Source organism: Erwinia sp. SLM-02, assembly GCF_037450285.1.
In the GTDB taxonomy this organism is placed as follows: Bacteria; Pseudomonadota; Gammaproteobacteria; order Enterobacterales; family Enterobacteriaceae; genus Erwinia.
Map to the genome: position 1 here is coordinate 138,288 of NZ_JAQISN010000003.1, position 16,884 is coordinate 155,171.

Genomic DNA, 16,884 nt, shown 5'->3' on the forward strand with positions numbered 1-16,884 from the left:
AGCTCCTTACTTCTTCCTGCCACCCATAATACTGCCCAGCACGCCGCGAATAATCTGGTTGGTGATCTGACGTGCGGCGGTTTTTGCCACGCTCTGCATCACCCCGTCGCGCTTGCCGCCGCGCGGCCCGGTGCTGCCGAACAGAATATCTTTCAGCCCGCCGAGAATGCCGTCATCCACCGCCACGCTGTTGCCTTTGGCCGGCGGCGCGCTGGCCCGGTCGCTGGCCTCCTGCGTGCCCTGCTGCAGTTTTTCCCACGCGGATTCGCGGTCCAGCACCTCATCATACTTGCCGGAGAGCGGCGAGTGATTGATCAGACCGTTGCGTTCGTCCTCGGTGACCGGGCCCATCCGCGATCCGGGGGCGATCACCATCGCGCGCTGCACCACCGACGGGCTGCCTTTCTCATCAAGGAACGAGATCAGCGCTTCGCCGGTGCCCAGCTCCTGAATAGCGGTAACGGTATCGAAGGCGGGATTGGCGCGCATGGTGTCCGCCGCGGCCTTAACCGCTTTCTGATCCTTCGGCGTAAAGGCGCGCAGGGCGTGCTGCACGCGGTTACCGAGCTGGCCGAGCACCATATCGGGAATGTCCGCCGGGTTCTGCGACACAAACCAGACGCCCACGCCCTTCGAGCGGATCAGGCGGATCACCTGCTCGATTTTATCCAGCAGCACCTGGGGCGCGTCGCTGAACAGCAGGTGCGCCTCATCGAAGAAGAACACCAGCTTCGGCTTATCGAGATCGCCCGCTTCCGGCAGCTGCTCGTAAAGTTCAGAAAGCAGCCACAGCAGGGTGGTGGCGTACAGCTTCGGCATCTGATAGAGCTTTTCAGCGGCTAAAATATTGATGATGCCGCGCCCGGCATCGTCGGTGCGCATCCAGTCGCGGATATCCAGCATCGGCTCGCCGAAGAAGTATTCCGCTCCCTGCTGCTCCAGCGCCAGCAGCCCGCGCTGGATGGCCCCGACCGAGGCGCTGTTGATATTGCCATACTGGCTCTGGAAGGCTTTGGCGTTCTCGCCGATGTACTGGGTCATCGCCCGCAGATCTTTAAAATCGAGCAGCAGCAGCCCCTGGTCATCGGCCACGCGGAAGATGATTTGCAGCACGCCGCTCTGCACCTCGTTGAGGTTCAGCAGGCGCGCCAGCAGCAGCGGGCCAAGATCGCTCACCGTGGCCCGCACCGGATGGCCGCGCTCGCCGAAGATATCCCACAGCACCGCCGGATTGCTCTGCGGCTCCCAGTCGGTGACGCCGATTTTGGCCAGCCGCGCGCTGAGCTTTTCAGAGCTGACGCCGTCTTTTGCTATCCCGGTCAGGTCGCCCTTCACGTCCGCTAAAAACACCGGCACGCCAATGGCGGAGAAGCTTTCGGCAATTTTTTGCAGCGTGACGGTTTTGCCGGTGCCGGTTGCGCCGGTGATCAGCCCGTGGCGGTTGGCAAAGGCGGGCAGCAGATGCAGCAGGTGTTCAGGGGTTCGGGCAATCAGCAGCGGCTCGGTCATAGTCAGGTATCCATCTGGTTGAAAGGCGGGTGATTATGCTTCAAGCATAGCAGGCAGGGCCAGGCACCGCTGCCCGACGGCGGTCCGGTGTGCCGTTAATCCCTCGTCCCTGCGGCCGGTAACTTTATCTTTGCGATGGGGTTGCCAGCCGTCCGCCTCTCTCAGTAAGTTAGAAGGCTAACAATGAGGGAGGTGGATGATGGATGCAGCGGTATTATCGGTAGTCTCAATTGGTGCAGCGCTGGGGCTGGGTGCAATGAGCCCCGGCCCGAGCTTTATTCTGGTGGCGCGTACCGCCGTGGCGTCATCGCGCCGGGCGGGGATCGGTGCCGCGTTAGGAATGGGAGCGGGAAGCTTCCTGTTTGCCATTATCGCCCTCGCCGGGCTGCACACGCTGCTGAGCGCCGTGCCGACCCTGTGGCTGGTGCTGAAAACCGCCGGTGGCCTCTACCTGCTGTGGATGGCATATAAAATGTTTCGCGGTGCGCGCCAGCCCTTAGCGCTGGAGCTGCCGGGCAGCAATGGTAAAACCGCCCGCCGGGCCTTTCTGACCGCGCTGACCACCCAGCTGAGCAATCCCAAAACCGCCGTGGTATTCAGCGGCGTGTTTGCCGCGCTGCTGCCGCAGCAGATCCCCCTCAGCATGTATCTGGCGATCCCGCTGGTGGCGATGATGATCGACGGGCTGTGGTATCTGTTCGTGGCCTTTGCGCTGTCTTCCCGCGGCCCGCGTAATACCTACCTGCGCTTTAAAGCCCCGCTCGACCGCCTGGGCGGCGGCGTGATGGCGCTGCTCGGTATCCGACTGATTGTGAAGTGATGGATGGCGGGGAGCGATCCTCCCCGCTGTGATTCAGCCCAGCGCGCGCACGATAAATGTACTGACGCGGCGCAGCACTTCATCCCGGTTGGTCTCATTAAAAATCTCATGCTGCGCACCGCTGTACAGCTCGCGGTCAAAATCACTGCCGCGCAGCTTGTTCAGGGTCTGCTGGCTCTCATTCGGCAGCACCAGCTTATCCCCCTCACCGTGCAGCCACAGCGTCGGCAGACTGCCGAAGCCCGGCCCGTTATGAATGGTGCTCAGCATGTCGCACATTGCGCCCAGCGTGGCGCGCTTAAACGGCCCGTGCCACACCAGCGGATCGGCCTGATATTTCGCGCCGACCTCGGGATCGCGCGACAGGGTGCGGATATCCAGTGGCGTGTCGGGAATGTCTGCCAGCCCGAACATGTCGCTAATCTGCGTATGTTCGCCCAGCAGCGGGCCGGAGAGCACCAGCGCGCGCACCTCATCGGCGAAGCGCTGCACGTAACGGGTGGCGATCATCCCGCCCATCGAGTGGCCGATAATCACCAGCGGCAGGTCAGGGAACTGCTGACGCACCGAGGCCACCGCCAGGTGCACATCGTCCACCACCGCGTCGTAGTCCTCAATCAGCACGCGCTCGCCCTGCGACAGCCCGTGGCCGAGATGGTCGGGGCCAAACACATAGCCGCCAAGATGATTCAGCCGTTCGGCAACGTAATGATAGCGGCCCAGATGCTCACCGTAGCCGTGAACCAGCAGCACCAGAAAACGCGGCTGCGGCACCGGCCAGTGATGCAGCGCAATGGTACCCAGATGGCCGGTGAACTCACTCAAACGATAATCAGACATAACTGTTACCTTATTATTTTATGTAGGGACAATCATCCTGACGGCTGAAGATGCGGCTGTCTTTGACTATTGATGCCGGATGCGATCGGCGGCAATAAAAAAGGGCCGCATAGCGCAGCCCTGAAAAGTACGGGGAGGGGACAGCCTCACCGCCTGACAAGCGTGGTTCATTAAGAGATAAACTTCCACCCCTGCTTTAAAACTAAATCGCAGGCTTTGGTTTTGACCTGCTTACCGAGCTGCGTTTCACCAAGCGATTTGAGGTTCACTTGCTGGTTGTTGCCGGTGTTCAGCAGCCCCAACAGACCCTGCTGATAGTCGGTGGACTGCTGCTGCTTCTGCGCATCCTGCAGGCCCAGCTTGCCGAGCAGCTGGTCCTTCATGGAGGACACATTGTTATCCACCAGGTTGTTCTTCATGCAGTATTGCAACACGCCGGCGGCGTTGGTCATGGTTCCGGCGCTCAGCGACTGACTGCCGCCGTTCAGCAGCCCGGCCAGCGCACCCAGCGAGGTGCCGTTCTGCGCGGTGGTATCTTTGGCGGTGCCGCTGCCGCTCTCTGAACTTTGCCCCAGCGCATTGGCGGCGGAGCTTAACTGATCCTGCCAGCTGGTGGCATTGGCTGCTGCGGAGAAAAGGGCGCCGGAAAGGGAAAGCGCCATTACCAGATGGGTAACTTTAATCATGATTATGCCCTGTTAACGTTCTGTCATCATACCGGCCGCATGCAAACTGGAACGCGGCAATTGACTGTTCCGACTGCCAAAATACAGCCGAGTTCCGTGAACGCAACAGCCGCCGCAGTTAATGGCTAAGGATTGAGAGTAATCTGGGGCGGGGCGGGAATTCGCATCGGGCTTCGCTGTATTTTTCAGCACTTGATAACGATGGGGAAGGATTTGAGTTGCGTAAACAGGGGGTAACGGTATAATCGCCAACGTTTTCCGCATACCCTTCAGTGCCGAAGTGGCGAAATCGGTAGACGCAGTTGATTCAAAATCAACCGCCGCGAGGCGTGCCGGTTCGATTCCGGCCTTCGGCACCATCGGAACATCAATAGACGTCAACGGACGTCTTTTTTTGTGCCTGAAATCCAGTATCCACAAGGCTTCCCTCGCTTTTCCACTCAACCTAAGTCAACCTGATTCAATCTACATCAACTTACTGATGCGGGTACAACTGCGGGTATATCCCGGTTCGATTATGTTTGTACCCACACAGGACCCTTGAAAGGATACTCATCATGGCTCTGAGTGATGTGAAGGTTCGTTCGGCAAAGCCTGAAGCAAAAGCCTACAAACTGACTGACGGTGATGGCATGGTTTTGCTGGTTCACCCTAACGGCTCCAAATACTGGCGACTGCGTTATCGCTTTGGCGGTAAGGAGAAGATGCTGGCGCTGGGGAAATATCCTGAAGTGTCGCTGGCGGATGCTCGGGCACGCAGGGATGAGGCCCGTAAGCTGTTAGCTAATGGCGTCGATCTAAGTGAGAACAAGAAAGCCGTTAAGGTAGAGCAGGAGCAAGAGGCGATAACGTTTGAAGTAGTAGCCAGAGAGTGGCACGCCAGCAATCAGAAGTGGTCTGCATCGCATAGCGCTCGTGTATTGAAAAGCCTCGAAGATAATCTCTTTGCTGCCATCGGTAAGCGGAACATTGCGGAACTGAAGACGCGGGATCTTCTTGTACCCATCAAAGCGGTGGAATCATCCGGACGATTCGAAGTTGCGGCTCGTTTGCAACAGCGGACTACCGCGATTATGCGGTTTGCTGTGCAGAGTGGTTTAATCGACTACAACCCCGCGCAAGAGATTGCTGGTGCGGTTGCTACGGCTAAAAGAAAGCACCGTGCGGCTCTGGATCTTGAACGTATTCCCGAATTACTTCACCGCATAGATCACTATTCTGGCAGACCCTTAACTCGATTGGCTGTTGAACTCACTTTGTTGGTCTTCATCCGTTCAAGTGAGCTGCGTTTTGCCCGTTGGTCAGAAGTGGATTTCCAAACTGCTATGTGGACGATTCCGGGCGAGCGTGAGCCACTGGAAGGAGTCAAGCATTCTCAGCGTGGTTCGAAGATGCGCACTCCACATCTTGTTCCCTTGTCGCGGCAGGCTCTGGCTATTTTGGAAAAGATCAAAAGCATGAATGGGAACCGTGACCTGATCTTCGTAGGAGATCACGATCCGCGTAAACCCATGAGTGAGAACACGGTGAACAAGGCTCTACGAGTGATGGGCTATGACACGAAAACGGAAGTCTGTGGGCATGGTTTCAGGACAATGGCCTGTAGCTCATTGATTGAATCGGGTCTATGGTCGAGGGATGCCGTAGAGCGGCAGATGAGCCATCAGGAGCGTAGCTCTGTTAGGGCTGCCTACATCCATAAAGCGGAACATCTGGGGGAGCGCAGGTTGATGCTGCAGTGGTGGGCGGATTATCTGGATGCGAATCGGGAGATAGGGGTAAGTCCGTTTGATTTTGGAAAGTAACACCAAAATATTTTTCTATCATGAATTCGCAAGATAAATGAGAATAATCATGAGGTTAGTGAGCCCATGATGCATAGCGAAAATGACATCGCGAAAAAGTAGTACGACGCTACTGTTGCATAAATTCTCTGTAACCTGTTATAGTCTTCTCACTGACCTAGTACGACGCTACTACCTAGGTAAGAGAGGGAGTAAATAGCAGCTGCAACTGCTATTTACCCGAAGCATTCTGGCCAAAACCGCTATGAGAGGCTCTAACAAAATGAACGAGAAAAAATATCAATCCCTGCCTAAAAAGTCAATAAGTAAGGGGGGAAATATGGCTTGTATTGTTATGCTGGTACACGCGCTCTCCTTTTCCTCATTGCAGATGGATTTAGATGTACGTGTGGGGGATGTGAATTGGAAACACTCGATTGTGCTTAAAACTACTGGAGGAAAGGGAGAGTAATCTCCCTAACTTACTTATGCATAAAATTGTTACATTAGAGAGTGTTGCTGAGATCCGCTTAGGGATGCCCTTTAAATCGGCAATACAAGATGCTGGTGAGCAAGGCTCCTGTTATCTCATCCAGACGAAAGATATTGGGCTGGACGGCAGCTTAGATCTAGGTGCTTTAACCTCTGTTATCCCAGAGGGTAATCCTGAGAAGCATTATCTTTTCCCTAATGATATTTTATTACGTCTGCGGGGACCTGTGTTTTCAGCTGGGATTATCGAAGGGAATCTAGGCAAACCAATCATTACGTCCAATCAGTTAGCAGTAATTAGATGTAATGAAAATCTAATATTACCACATTATTTACATTGGTATATAAACTCTACTTCTGGAAGTAAATATATTCGCAGTTTGAGTGAAGGTACTAGTATTAGTAAAATTAATTCAAAAACGGTTTCTAAAATGACTGTTAAACTCCCAAATTTGGGGGTTCAAGAAAATATTGGTTCTATTAATAGAAACTGGAATAAACAAAAAATAGTCTATAATTCACTAATACAAAATGGCGATATGCTCTTTGATGGTATATGTGAAAGTATCATTAATAGCGAGGAGTTAGAAAATGAGTGAAATGAAGGTGCTTCATAAATCACTTTTACTTGCTTGTAATTTGTTTAGAGGAAAAATTGACTCATCTTCTTATAAAGATTATATATTTTCAATGTTATTGCTGAAATATATTTCTGATGTTAAGGCTGATTATGAATACGATTTAATCAATGAAGAATATTCTGAGTTGTTAGAGATTGTTTCTCGAGTGCCAGAGGATGCTAGTTTTTATAAAATATATCATGATGCTAAGGATCATGGTGATTATATCGGAGAGAGGATTGATGATTCGCTGAGATTAATTGATCAGGCCATTGATTCGGTCTGCCAAAGTAGAGGTGGTTATTTATTCGAGTCGATAAAATTTGCGACAGTTAATTTTGGTGCAAAATCAGAAAGAGACCGGATGCTTAATGAATTACTCGATATTTTTGCAAGTCCTGAAATGAAATTCGATTATACCCAGGATGGTAATAAAAAGATAAAAGTAGCATGTAGATATCTTTTTGAAAAAATTGCATCTGACTCGGCTATGAGGGGGGCAGAATTTTATACTCCAGAAGGTGTTTCACTACTATTTGCAGAGTTATTGCAGCCTAAGGATGGAGATAGTATTTGTGATCCTGCTTGTGGGTCTGGTTCTCTTTTAATTACCCTAGGGGAAAAAATAAAAAAATCCTTTAGAAGCAATAATTATACTTTATTTGGTCAAGAAGTTAATAGATCCATTTGGGCCTTGGCTAAAATAAATATGATTATGCATAACGAAATTAATAGTCGGATAGAATGGGGGGATGTAATATCTAATCCTCAGCTTCTGGATACAGATAATAGATTGATGCAGTTTGATGTAGTTGCTTCTAACCCTCCGTTAAATATTTTGGGTTGGAATCATGATGATTTAGTACGTAATGATTATGGTCGCTTTAATTTAGGTTTCCCACCTCAGTCTAAGGGTGATTATGCCTTTATTTTGCACATGGTTTCAACACTTAAAAGTGCAACTGGTAGAATGGCCATGCTGGTATCTCACGGGGTATTGTTTCGTGGAGGTCAAGAGGAGAGTATAAGGAAAAATTTAATCAGTGAAGGGTTGTTAGATGCGGTAATAGGTCTACCAGATAGGTTGCTTCCTGGGACAGCGATACCAACCGCCATTTTGATATTCAGGAGAGATAGAAACAATTCTAATGTCGTGTTTATTGACGCATCTGATTTGGCTAAACCCGTAAAAGGGCGCAATTTGATAACAAATGAAATCATTGAAAAAGTATCAAAATGCTACTTTGAAAGGAGTAGTATCGATGATTTTTCACATGTGGCTTCTTATGATGAAATACAATTAAATGATTTTAATTTAAATATATCTCGGTATGTTAAGAAGCATGAGGAGCAGGTTTTTGTTGATCTTGAGAGATTACGTCAACAGCGTGAAGAACTACTATCAACATTGCACGAATTAGAAAGAGAAATGAAAGATTTTATTGATAATTGATGGAAATGGTTGATGCAATAGTATCAACCATTTTCTGATTAAATTTCAATATCCCCAATGATTATAAGCCAAGGGCATTTTATTCAACTTAGCTCTGTGTTCACGCCAGTTTGGCAAATGAATACTCATCAGGCCGATAAAACGCTCATTATGCTTGCGTTCGTGTAGATGAACTAGCTCGTGAACCACAATGAATTCAAGGCATTCAGGTGGTTTTTTTACCAGTTCGAGATTGATCCAGATACGTGCTGTCTGTGGATTACAGCTACCCCATTTGGTCTTCATTCGCTTGATGCCAACAAAACTGGCTTCAGCCTTTACCTCTTGCTGCCATTTTGCCATTAACTTAGGCAGTCTTTGTTTTAAAATACCACGATACCACTGGTTGAGAACCGCTTCCCGCTGGGCCGTATCATAATGTGAAGGTACTTTCATACGTATCCAACCACCCTGAAGTTTCACTTCAGCGGGCTTATCTACTAAAACTACATCCAGCCGATATCCTCTTCCCCAAAGGTAGTGTGTTTCGCCACTACACATTTCTCGTTCACTCTGGCGCGGCTGAGCCTGAAATTGTGCTTGCTGCTGTCGGATCCATACCAGCCTTCTGACAACAGCCATCCTGATAGCTGTGTCTGACAGTGAGACGGGGGCCGATACTCTCACTCGGCCATCCGGAGGCAGTACGCTGATATGCAAGTTTTTGATTGGCTTACGCTGCAAATCGAGAGTGAGCTCACCAAAGGTAACCAATGGCATCAGCGGTACTCCTTCTGTGCCTTCACCAGAGCCATAACATCCGCGACCGTCACTGAATAACCTTTGATCTCTTCCGCGATAGCGAAACTAATCTCGCGTTCTTTAAAACGATCCCCATACCAGTCGGCCTTTTTGGTATGACGGACTGCGGCATCTATCTTTGTCACCAAGACTTCATCCTGCCCGAGGTTGTCATACAACGCTTTCTTGGCGAGGGTATCAATGCTTGCTGGATAAGTACTTTTACTTCCGGATTGCGGATGTTTAACCTGCTTCGCCAGTTCACGTACGTGCTCAAGATACTCTTGATAGGAGATAGCCTGTTGACGACGAAGTGCGATCAGTTCATCAAGCAACACCGACATTTTTTCGTAGTATTTCGGGTTGACTGGGTTTTCATCAACAATGGTTCTGCGAACGTTATTTTCAATCGCTTCAGCCATGGCTTCCTGATTGCCACGCATGTCGGCTGGAAGTCCATCCAGTGCTTCTTCTCCGCGTTCAATAATCAACTCAAGCAGTCCTAGTTCCTCAAAATCCATGAGGGTTTCACTTGGATCGGCATCCACCCAAAGATCCAGCATCTGCCGCATACCTGGCTCGAACTGCTTCATGTCCACGAAATCGCCACTGGCTATTTTTATTTCGTCGCGGACTTTTGTATAAAACTCAACATCGATGCGGATTTGATTTGCCTGCTGCTCGCTATAACCAGCATCTGTTAGCTCACCTGCCAGATTGGTAAAAGCACGGATAAGCTTCGCCACGGATTGATACAACGTCAGACGTAAAGCTTCTTTCTCAGATAACTGCTCTATCGACGCCCCTGATTCTCCACAAAAATAATGCTGATAATCAAGTTGATTGCGTGGCATTTTTACTGGTTCGCAGAGAGTGCGAACGGCATCCAGAGCACCATCCAGATCGATTTTCGCCTGTTGCAATCGATCCTTCAATAAACCGGCTACATCTTCTTTGTCGTAGCCATCAAAGGCTTCTGCGGTGTAGTCCTGAACTGTTTTTTCCAATGAGCGGAAAAGGTCTTTATAGTCGACAATATAGCCGTATTCTTTATCTTCACCATCCAACCGGTTAACGCGACATATCGCCTGGAAAAGGTTGTGATCGGCCATTTTCTTGTCGATATAGAGGTATGTGGCTGATGGAGCATCAAAGCCAGTCAATAACTTATCAACGACTATCAGAAGGCGCATCTGGCCTGGTTCTTTGATGAAGCGTTGTTTGACCTCTTTTTCGAAATCACTCACTCGTTTGGCTGCTTCAGCCTCAGGCTGTTCAAAATACTCCGCAAGCATTTTGCGATAGATGTTGTACTTGGCCAGTTTCTCAGTCAGTCCTTCACCGCTTTCCTCGCCTTTAATCTCGCTGGCATTTGGCTGGTAGCTCGTCACAATCGCACATTTACCGGCAAAACCAGCGTCACTAAACATCTCATAGCATTTGCAGGCTTGATAGACACTGGAACAAACCAGCATGGCGTTACCGCGGCCGTCGGCGAGTCGTGGTTTTTGTTCATAATCTAGAAGGATGTCAGCCACAATCTGTTCCAGCCGAGAGCGGCTCGATAACAGCTTCTGCATTGAAGCCCATTTCTGCTTGAGTTGCTGTTGGCCAAGGCGAGAAAGTTTAGATGTCTTAGCATCAAACCACTGGTCGACTTTTTTCTGAGATTTGACCCGCTGATCGATGTCACGAGCTTCGTAGCGTAGGTCCAGTACAACCCCATCATTCACTGCTTCATCAAATTTATAAGTGTGGATATAAGGCCCGAAGACCTCCACTGACTTCTTCTTATCTTTCTTCATCAGCGGGGTACCGGTGAAACCGATAAATTGTGCATCTGGCAAAATACTTGTCATTGCCGAATGTAATTTGCCGGATTGGGTTCGGTGGCACTCATCCACAAAGACGAATAATTTTCCCTTCGGACTAAAATCGGCAGGGATATTTCGTTTCATTTGTTCGATAAAATCGTCAGTGTCAGCGTCTTTGTCATCCTCCTCCTGACGACCAAATTTATGTACGAGTGAGCATACAAGCCAGGGTTTGGTTTGATTCAGGCGAGTCACCAGATCTGCGCCACTTCTGGTACGAAGGATCTGTTCTTCCACACCGTTAAACACTTTCTCGATCTGTTCATCAAGTTCTGTACGGTCGGTAATGATTAAAACTCGGCTATCGGTAATATTTTCTCTGATCCACTTTGCCAGCCAAACCATTGTCAGGCTTTTACCGCTGCCCTGGGTATGCCAGATAATCCCGCCTTCATTGCGTTGAATGAACGGTTTCGTTGCTGTGACGCCAAAATATTGGTTATGACGGCAGGTTTTCTTCACTCCAGCATCGAAAACGATAAAGTCGTGGATTAATTCCAGCAGGCGCTGTTTATTGCATATCTGAGCCAGGTGACGATCAAGCATGTTGGCGTGAGGTGATTCAGCGGCTTCTTTCCATTGAAGGTAATATTTCTCCGGCGTTTCGATTACGCCATAGCGAAGCCCTTCTAAATCATTACCGGCCATCACCAATTGGATGGTAGTGAAGAAGTTGCGGATGAAGGCTTTTTGCTGATTATCGAGGTTTTGGCGGATACCCTCTGAGACTGACACTGTAGAACGTTTAAGCTCAATGACACCAAGCGCAATACCGTTAACATATAGCACCAAATCCGGGCGCTTTTTATTTTCGCCGTTGTAGGTCACTTCTTCAGCTATAGCAAAATCATTGTTTTCTGGATTTTTCCAGTCGACCAACCACACTGTTTGATTCTGCTCACCTGCACCTTCTTTATCCTTTACGCCGTAGCGTAGCAGGCGATACACCTCTTTGTTTGCATCATAGAGGATACGACCTTCACCAAGGCTTGCGGCTCGATCCAGCTGCCGTAATGCTCGGGCGATTAGGACTTCTGAAACGCCGCGTTTTGTTAACCAGGCAGAGACTAAACCGGGTTCAATGTTCCGATTGTCTTCTCGTTTATGCCAGTTACCAAGATAGTGATAACCGAGATGATCGGTGAATAACTGGATAACACGTTTTTGTGTCATGCGTTCACGTTGACCAACACTGTTCATAACACCTCCTTAAATACGCTATCACTACCACCAGCACTGGTTAACACTGCCAGCATTTCCGCTTCGTGAGTGGCGATTTCTTCTTCCCCCCACTGATTGTTCTTTTTCATCAACTCGATCATGGTGAGCAGTTTCAGGCTATCTATTTCATTCCGTTCAAGACTCGCTTCGAAGTGCTCTTGCTTTTGTTTTGGCTGGAAATTACTCAGTCGCGAATTCTTGCTGTGGCTAATAAGGCAGAGGTTGCCGAAGGCGTGCAACGATGTATCTGGTAATGTCCTGTAGCTATCCATGGGATGTTGAGGGTAGAAATGCTCTACCGAACTTCGGAAGGTAAATTCAAAACGTTTGACTATCTCTGCTTTATTTCTGTCACGACACCAGAGTAAGTAGTCCAAGTAATTGAATACCAAGTTGTTTGCTATCACCCCAAAGCGCATCTTCTTCTGAATCTTATCCGGCAGTACCGCAGGTTGGAGATGTACCTCTTTACCGTAGATAATCTCAAAATATGATTTTGGTTCTTGTTCTGCCAGAAAGTTTTGAAAGACAAACGCGGAGGCAAGATGCTCCAGATACTCGAGGTACTTCCTTGCATCTATCTGGTTTTCAGCGGAATGGGCATTAAACAGATAGTACAAAGCCCCATTCAACCAGTGCTTGTAAACCAGAGTAGGGGTTGAAACGTGGAACGCGGAAAGCAACATTAAGATCTGTCGGTTGATGTCTACATAGCTACCATCATCTTCATTAAACGTATTGGTATAGCTGGTGCTCTTTTCCGAATACCAACGCAGGCGCTTAAGGCTCCACCCATCACTACCTTTAGCGAATTCTCGTTTTATCACGAACTGATCAAAAAGATATTTGCATTTGATAAGTGCAAAGATGAAATTCTGTACCGCTTTAACCGGGTCATTCTGCTTTAATAACCGAAGTTCGAACTGTTCTATTAATTGTTTGTCATCAAGCGGAACATCTACTCTGACCTTTCTTGTTTGGCTACAGACACGCAACACATGGAGCAGGAAGTTGGAGAAGTTGATAACACTATTAAAACGCTCTGAACTACCTTCATTTTCTTCACCTCTATCACCACTTATGGTTGAAGATGACTTTAGGATGTCAGCCAGTGTGCGGGTTGTTTGGTTCTCTGTTGTGCTAAGCTCCGAAACCGATGAGATAAGCATGTCAGCTAACGAATTAAAATCAGCAGGCACAAACTGCCCCCAATTTTCCTGACCAAACAAACGATGACGCTCAGCTGGTGTGAAACCGTATTGGACATAACGTTCCATGTTTGCACAGGCATCCCAGACTCGAGAAAGGGTGTTAAGGTTGCTTTGTTTTTCCTGCGGATCTGTTATTTGGTTGAGTACCGCCATGAGCCGTGCTTTCACCACCTCATGCTTTTCGAGTTGCTCGCCTCGGTTGTTCATCACCTCAAAAAAATGATTGAGGTCGGTATCAGCAGGCACTTCTATTCGGGCAATTTGTACATGGTCGAACAGATAGGTACAAAAATGAGTTAATGAGTCACCAACTAATTTCAAGTCGCGTAGAACCTTGCCAATAAGTTCGTAGCCTTTGATCAGCCCTTCATTAAATTCCTTGCTCCGCAGTTTATGTGGTTCGACGCCTTGCCAGAGCCGAGCAAAGGTTTCGCCAGACTTAGGTCTGCTCTCAAACCCTAAGTTAATCCCTTGGTACCAGCTCATATCCAGCGTGGGTCCCGCATGTTTTTTTAACCAGTTAGCAAGAAGGGATAAGGTAGTGAAACGTTGCTGCCCGTCGATTATTTCTGCGTCCCCATCAGGACGAGTGAACACGACTAACGTACCGATGTAGTAAGTTTGAGGGTATAGTCTATGCAGACATTTTTGTTGGTAGTCGAGTATGTCCTGCACAAGTTGAGTGATCTCCCCCTCTCCCCAGGCATAGTTACGCTGGTACATGGGGATAAGATAACGAGATGCATCGCCCAGTAATGATCTGACCGTAAAGGATGTTACCTTTGCATCACTCATAGTAGTTCATCTCCTTGAACAGCCTCACCAGCTCGTCTTGCTCATGGTTACCGGTACGGCGGTTATTATTATTTTCTGAAGTCCGAATTGTGAGTAATGGTATAGATAGCACATCACTAGGCACTCTGGCTTCTTTGATTACCCGGAACAGATTATTTTCCAGCACGTACTTATCCATAGTTGCTAGCTGTACCACCTGCTGTCGGATTCGGCATCTATAGGCCCAGATAAAGCTTTTTTCAATCGCTGCAGATAACGACTGCCCACCAAATTTGTCGATATAAAAGATCAGAGCACAATCAAACATAGTGCGTATATATTGATCCCCTGTTCGATAGCGATTTCGATAGCTATTTAACGTTCTTAGTATCTGAGTTGCCATTTCATCAAGGACCACGCCCTGAATCATTAACGGCTTTTGAGTATGAGTGCTGGCATGCTCACTGGCGATAATTGCCGATACCTGTTGCTGGTAGTGTTCCGCCATTTCGAAAAAGCGTCTTCCATTGATAATCATCTGATCGAGATGAAAAGGGAAACGCATTTTCTGGCCTTCAATCTTGCGCTGGTACTGATTGTTATAGTCATCCACAAAATGGTGAGCCATACGCAAAGATTCCACGTAAGGGTACTGACCAATCTGGTCAAGATTGATCCCTTTGAATAGGCTGACCTCATCCTTACCAAAGAAACGAGCTGAATTCCCCTGTGACCACTGACGTACTCTGTAGAGATAGGATGCGAAAAGATTAGCCAGGTCATCACTGGGCAATCCTTCCCAATGAGCAACGGATACAGCTTTTAGTTCTACCTCATGGCTGGCGAATTCACGTAGATGGAAGGCTTTAAGCAGATCGTGAGGATCCAGATCTCGCCCACGGGCATTTTGTGAGTCGAAGAACTGAAAGGCTTCAGAAAGGTCAGATAGCACAAAGACTACTATCTGGCAGCGATTGAGAAGAAAATCGATATGCTCTTCGCTGAATTCTCGGTGGCTAATCCTGTGTTTTAGCTCCTGATAATTCTGGTACAGATTGTATTCCGACACTTGGCTAGCAAAGCGTTGTCGCCCCATAAAACCTTTAACGCAAGGTCTAAGCTGGATTAGCGTTTCCTGCAAATCCTGACGTTCTAGCCCCGTAAGCCGGGTTTCGATAATGGCCCATACGGCCAGCATTAATGTCAACGTTCGTTGCTGGCCATCGACGATATCGAGCTTGTTTTTTTCATCATTCTCAGTGTGATGAAACACCACAGAGCCCAAGCGGTAAGCCGATTTATCAAGATGGCTATCAATATCCGCAAACAGTTCGCTTATATTTTTCACTGTCCATCTATAAGGACGCTGATAGGCTGGGATTGCTACGTCAGTCAGGTTAAGAAGACCCTTGACGGACAGGACTGTCTTATCAAGGGTATGTTTCATGGTTGGTGATCCAATGGTAAACGGATACGCCCGGTCAGCAGCTGTTGCATCATGCCCTGTTTTATATCGTGGAACTTGGCGAGTTTTTTCTCCAGCATTTCTATCTCAGCATCCATGTCTGAGAGAATCGAGGCGATAGCCATTTGTTCCTTAATCGAAGGTAAAACAATCTTTATTTTTGAAAGCACGGCACCACTTAATGATGGCAAGGCTGTTGTGCTAACATAATCTCCAAAGTTTAGATTTAACAATATGTAATGTATAAATCTTATCTCACATCGAGTTAGATCTAGCTCAAATGCGGCTAAGTTATTATCAATGCAACTAGGAATGGTAAGAATCTTTTTTCGTTCTAAAAATATAGCTGCTCCAACTTTAGCAAAGATTATGCTGCCAGCAGGAAAAATTGTACTTCCTAATTGCTTCTTAATATTGGATGAAATCCAGTTGTTACTGTCAGACATGAAAATACCATTCCCATCGTTATTCATGTCTGAGACTTTATAAAATGGATACTTTCCGCTTGTTTGTCCTTGTACGCCAGTTGGGAATCCATTCCCTCCACGGAATTTTCCAATTTCTCCACAGGTGACAACTTCCCAATCTACCGGGATATGACCTAGTTCACCGGTTGCATATCCTTTTAGAGTCTCATTGGAATATTTATAAAATTGTGGTAGGCGAGTTCGTCCCGTCAATAGTTGCTGCATAGTGGCAGTTTTGATCGCCTGCTTTTTGGCAATCAACTGCTCAAGTGCGGTAATTAGAGCATCGGCATCGGAGAGAGCTGTACCGATAATATTCTGTTCTTTTAATGTTGGCCAAGGAAGTTTCAAAGATAAAAAAGCACTCTTCGAGATGTTTTTCATGCTTCCACTTGTGCCAGTGGCAGTGTCTTTTATTTTTTTTGAAAAAGGAGGGAAGCTAAGCAATGTAGCCAGCCACTTAGGGTTGTGAGCAACATCCTTTTTGAATTTCATTTGCCACAATCGGTCAGGCAAAAAACTATCTAGATTGCTTTCCGCAACATACCCAACCTCCCCAACCAAGGCAGGTGTATTCATCCGACTAACAACTATCCCTCCTTTAACTGGGGAGCATTTAGCCCGCTTTACATCAGTTGGCAGGATAGATTTTTTTTCATATCCATCAAAATGTCCATTGGATACACATGATGTTTTAAGTATGTGCTTTCCATGCGAGTAGGCATCAACCTGATCGATAGAGTTAACGCTTACTCCAGCTTCTAGTTCAGAAACGATTGAATTCAGGTTTATTTCATCCCAATCATTGGGAATTACCCCTACTTCCGTCCGCTTATAGCCAGCTGGAATCACATTTTCGCCATGTAGTTTGTTTTGATTCTTCATCAT

13 protein-coding genes and 1 tRNA gene are annotated in these 16,884 nt (G+C 47.9%); 6 read left to right on the forward strand and 8 right to left on the reverse strand.

Features of this window, described 5'->3' with window-relative positions; translation table 11 throughout:
- Window positions 1-6: 6 nt before the first annotated feature.
- A complete protein-coding gene (locus PGH32_RS17505) occupies window positions 7-1,509 on the reverse strand; it encodes a helicase HerA-like C-terminal domain-containing protein (RefSeq protein ID WP_337894682.1) in 1,503 nt (500 codons plus the stop codon).
- 199 nt (window positions 1,510-1,708) lie between these two features.
- On the opposite strand from PGH32_RS17505, the gene PGH32_RS17510 reads away from it, so the two are divergent.
- Window positions 1,709-2,329, forward strand: a complete 621-nt coding sequence (locus PGH32_RS17510; RefSeq protein WP_337894869.1) for a LysE family translocator — start codon at window positions 1,709-1,711, stop codon at window positions 2,327-2,329.
- 33 nt (window positions 2,330-2,362) lie between these two features.
- Here PGH32_RS17510 and PGH32_RS17515 read toward each other — a convergent pair whose 3' ends face one another.
- Both PGH32_RS17515 and PGH32_RS17520 read right to left on the reverse strand, forming a co-directional pair.
- Window positions 2,363-3,169 carry an alpha/beta hydrolase gene (locus PGH32_RS17515; RefSeq protein ID WP_337894683.1) on the reverse strand — a complete coding sequence of 269 codons (807 nt, stop codon included), beginning with the start codon at window positions 3,167-3,169 and terminating at the stop codon, window positions 2,363-2,365.
- A 170-nt stretch (window positions 3,170-3,339) separates the two neighbouring features.
- Window positions 3,340-3,855, reverse strand: coding sequence for a DUF2501 domain-containing protein (locus PGH32_RS17520; protein ID WP_337894684.1), 516 nt, complete (start codon window positions 3,853-3,855; stop codon window positions 3,340-3,342).
- A gap of 274 nt (window positions 3,856-4,129) precedes the next feature.
- Between PGH32_RS17520 and PGH32_RS17525 the strand changes: the two genes are divergently transcribed.
- The 5 genes from PGH32_RS17525 (at window position 4,130) to PGH32_RS17545 (ending at window position 8,204) form a co-directional block, all read left to right on the forward strand.
- Window positions 4,130-4,214 (forward strand) — tRNA-Leu (locus PGH32_RS17525).
- Between the two features lie 198 nt (window positions 4,215-4,412).
- Window positions 4,413-5,660, forward strand: coding sequence for a tyrosine-type recombinase/integrase (locus PGH32_RS17530; protein ID WP_337894685.1), 1,248 nt, complete (start codon window positions 4,413-4,415; stop codon window positions 5,658-5,660).
- Window positions 5,661-5,922: 262 nt separating this feature from the next.
- Window positions 5,923-6,111 (forward strand): hypothetical protein, encoded by a 189-nt coding sequence (locus PGH32_RS17535; RefSeq protein ID WP_337894686.1) that lies wholly within the window; start codon window positions 5,923-5,925, stop codon window positions 6,109-6,111.
- A gap of 16 nt (window positions 6,112-6,127) precedes the next feature.
- A complete protein-coding gene (locus PGH32_RS17540; RefSeq protein ID WP_337894687.1) occupies window positions 6,128-6,730 on the forward strand; it encodes a restriction endonuclease subunit S in 603 nt (200 codons plus the stop codon).
- The gene (locus tag PGH32_RS17545) at window positions 6,723-8,204 is read left to right on the forward strand and encodes an N-6 DNA methylase (protein ID WP_337894688.1); all 1,482 of its coding nucleotides are present in this window, start codon (window positions 6,723-6,725) and stop codon (window positions 8,202-8,204) included. The genes PGH32_RS17540 and PGH32_RS17545 overlap by 8 nt, the downstream gene beginning before the upstream one ends.
- A gap of 45 nt (window positions 8,205-8,249) precedes the next feature.
- Here PGH32_RS17545 and PGH32_RS17550 read toward each other — a convergent pair whose 3' ends face one another.
- The 5 genes from PGH32_RS17550 to PGH32_RS17570 are packed head-to-tail and all read right to left on the reverse strand — an operon-like array spanning window position 8,250 to window position 16,884.
- The gene (locus PGH32_RS17550; RefSeq protein ID WP_337894689.1) at window positions 8,250-8,963 is read right to left on the reverse strand and encodes a M48 family metallopeptidase; all 714 of its coding nucleotides are present in this window, start codon (window positions 8,961-8,963) and stop codon (window positions 8,250-8,252) included.
- Entirely contained in the window at window positions 8,963-12,058 is a 3,096-nt protein-coding gene (locus PGH32_RS17555) for a type I restriction endonuclease subunit R (protein WP_337894690.1), read from the reverse strand. The genes PGH32_RS17550 and PGH32_RS17555 overlap by 1 nt, the downstream gene beginning before the upstream one ends.
- The gene (locus PGH32_RS17560; RefSeq protein ID WP_337894691.1) at window positions 12,055-14,085 is read right to left on the reverse strand and encodes a DUF262 domain-containing protein; all 2,031 of its coding nucleotides are present in this window, start codon (window positions 14,083-14,085) and stop codon (window positions 12,055-12,057) included. The genes PGH32_RS17555 and PGH32_RS17560 overlap by 4 nt, the downstream gene beginning before the upstream one ends.
- The gene (locus tag PGH32_RS17565) at window positions 14,078-15,511 is read right to left on the reverse strand and encodes a DUF262 domain-containing protein (RefSeq protein WP_337894692.1); all 1,434 of its coding nucleotides are present in this window, start codon (window positions 15,509-15,511) and stop codon (window positions 14,078-14,080) included. The genes PGH32_RS17560 and PGH32_RS17565 overlap by 8 nt, the downstream gene beginning before the upstream one ends.
- The gene (locus PGH32_RS17570; protein ID WP_337894693.1) at window positions 15,508-16,884 is read right to left on the reverse strand and encodes a restriction endonuclease subunit S; all 1,377 of its coding nucleotides are present in this window, start codon (window positions 16,882-16,884) and stop codon (window positions 15,508-15,510) included. The genes PGH32_RS17565 and PGH32_RS17570 overlap by 4 nt, the downstream gene beginning before the upstream one ends.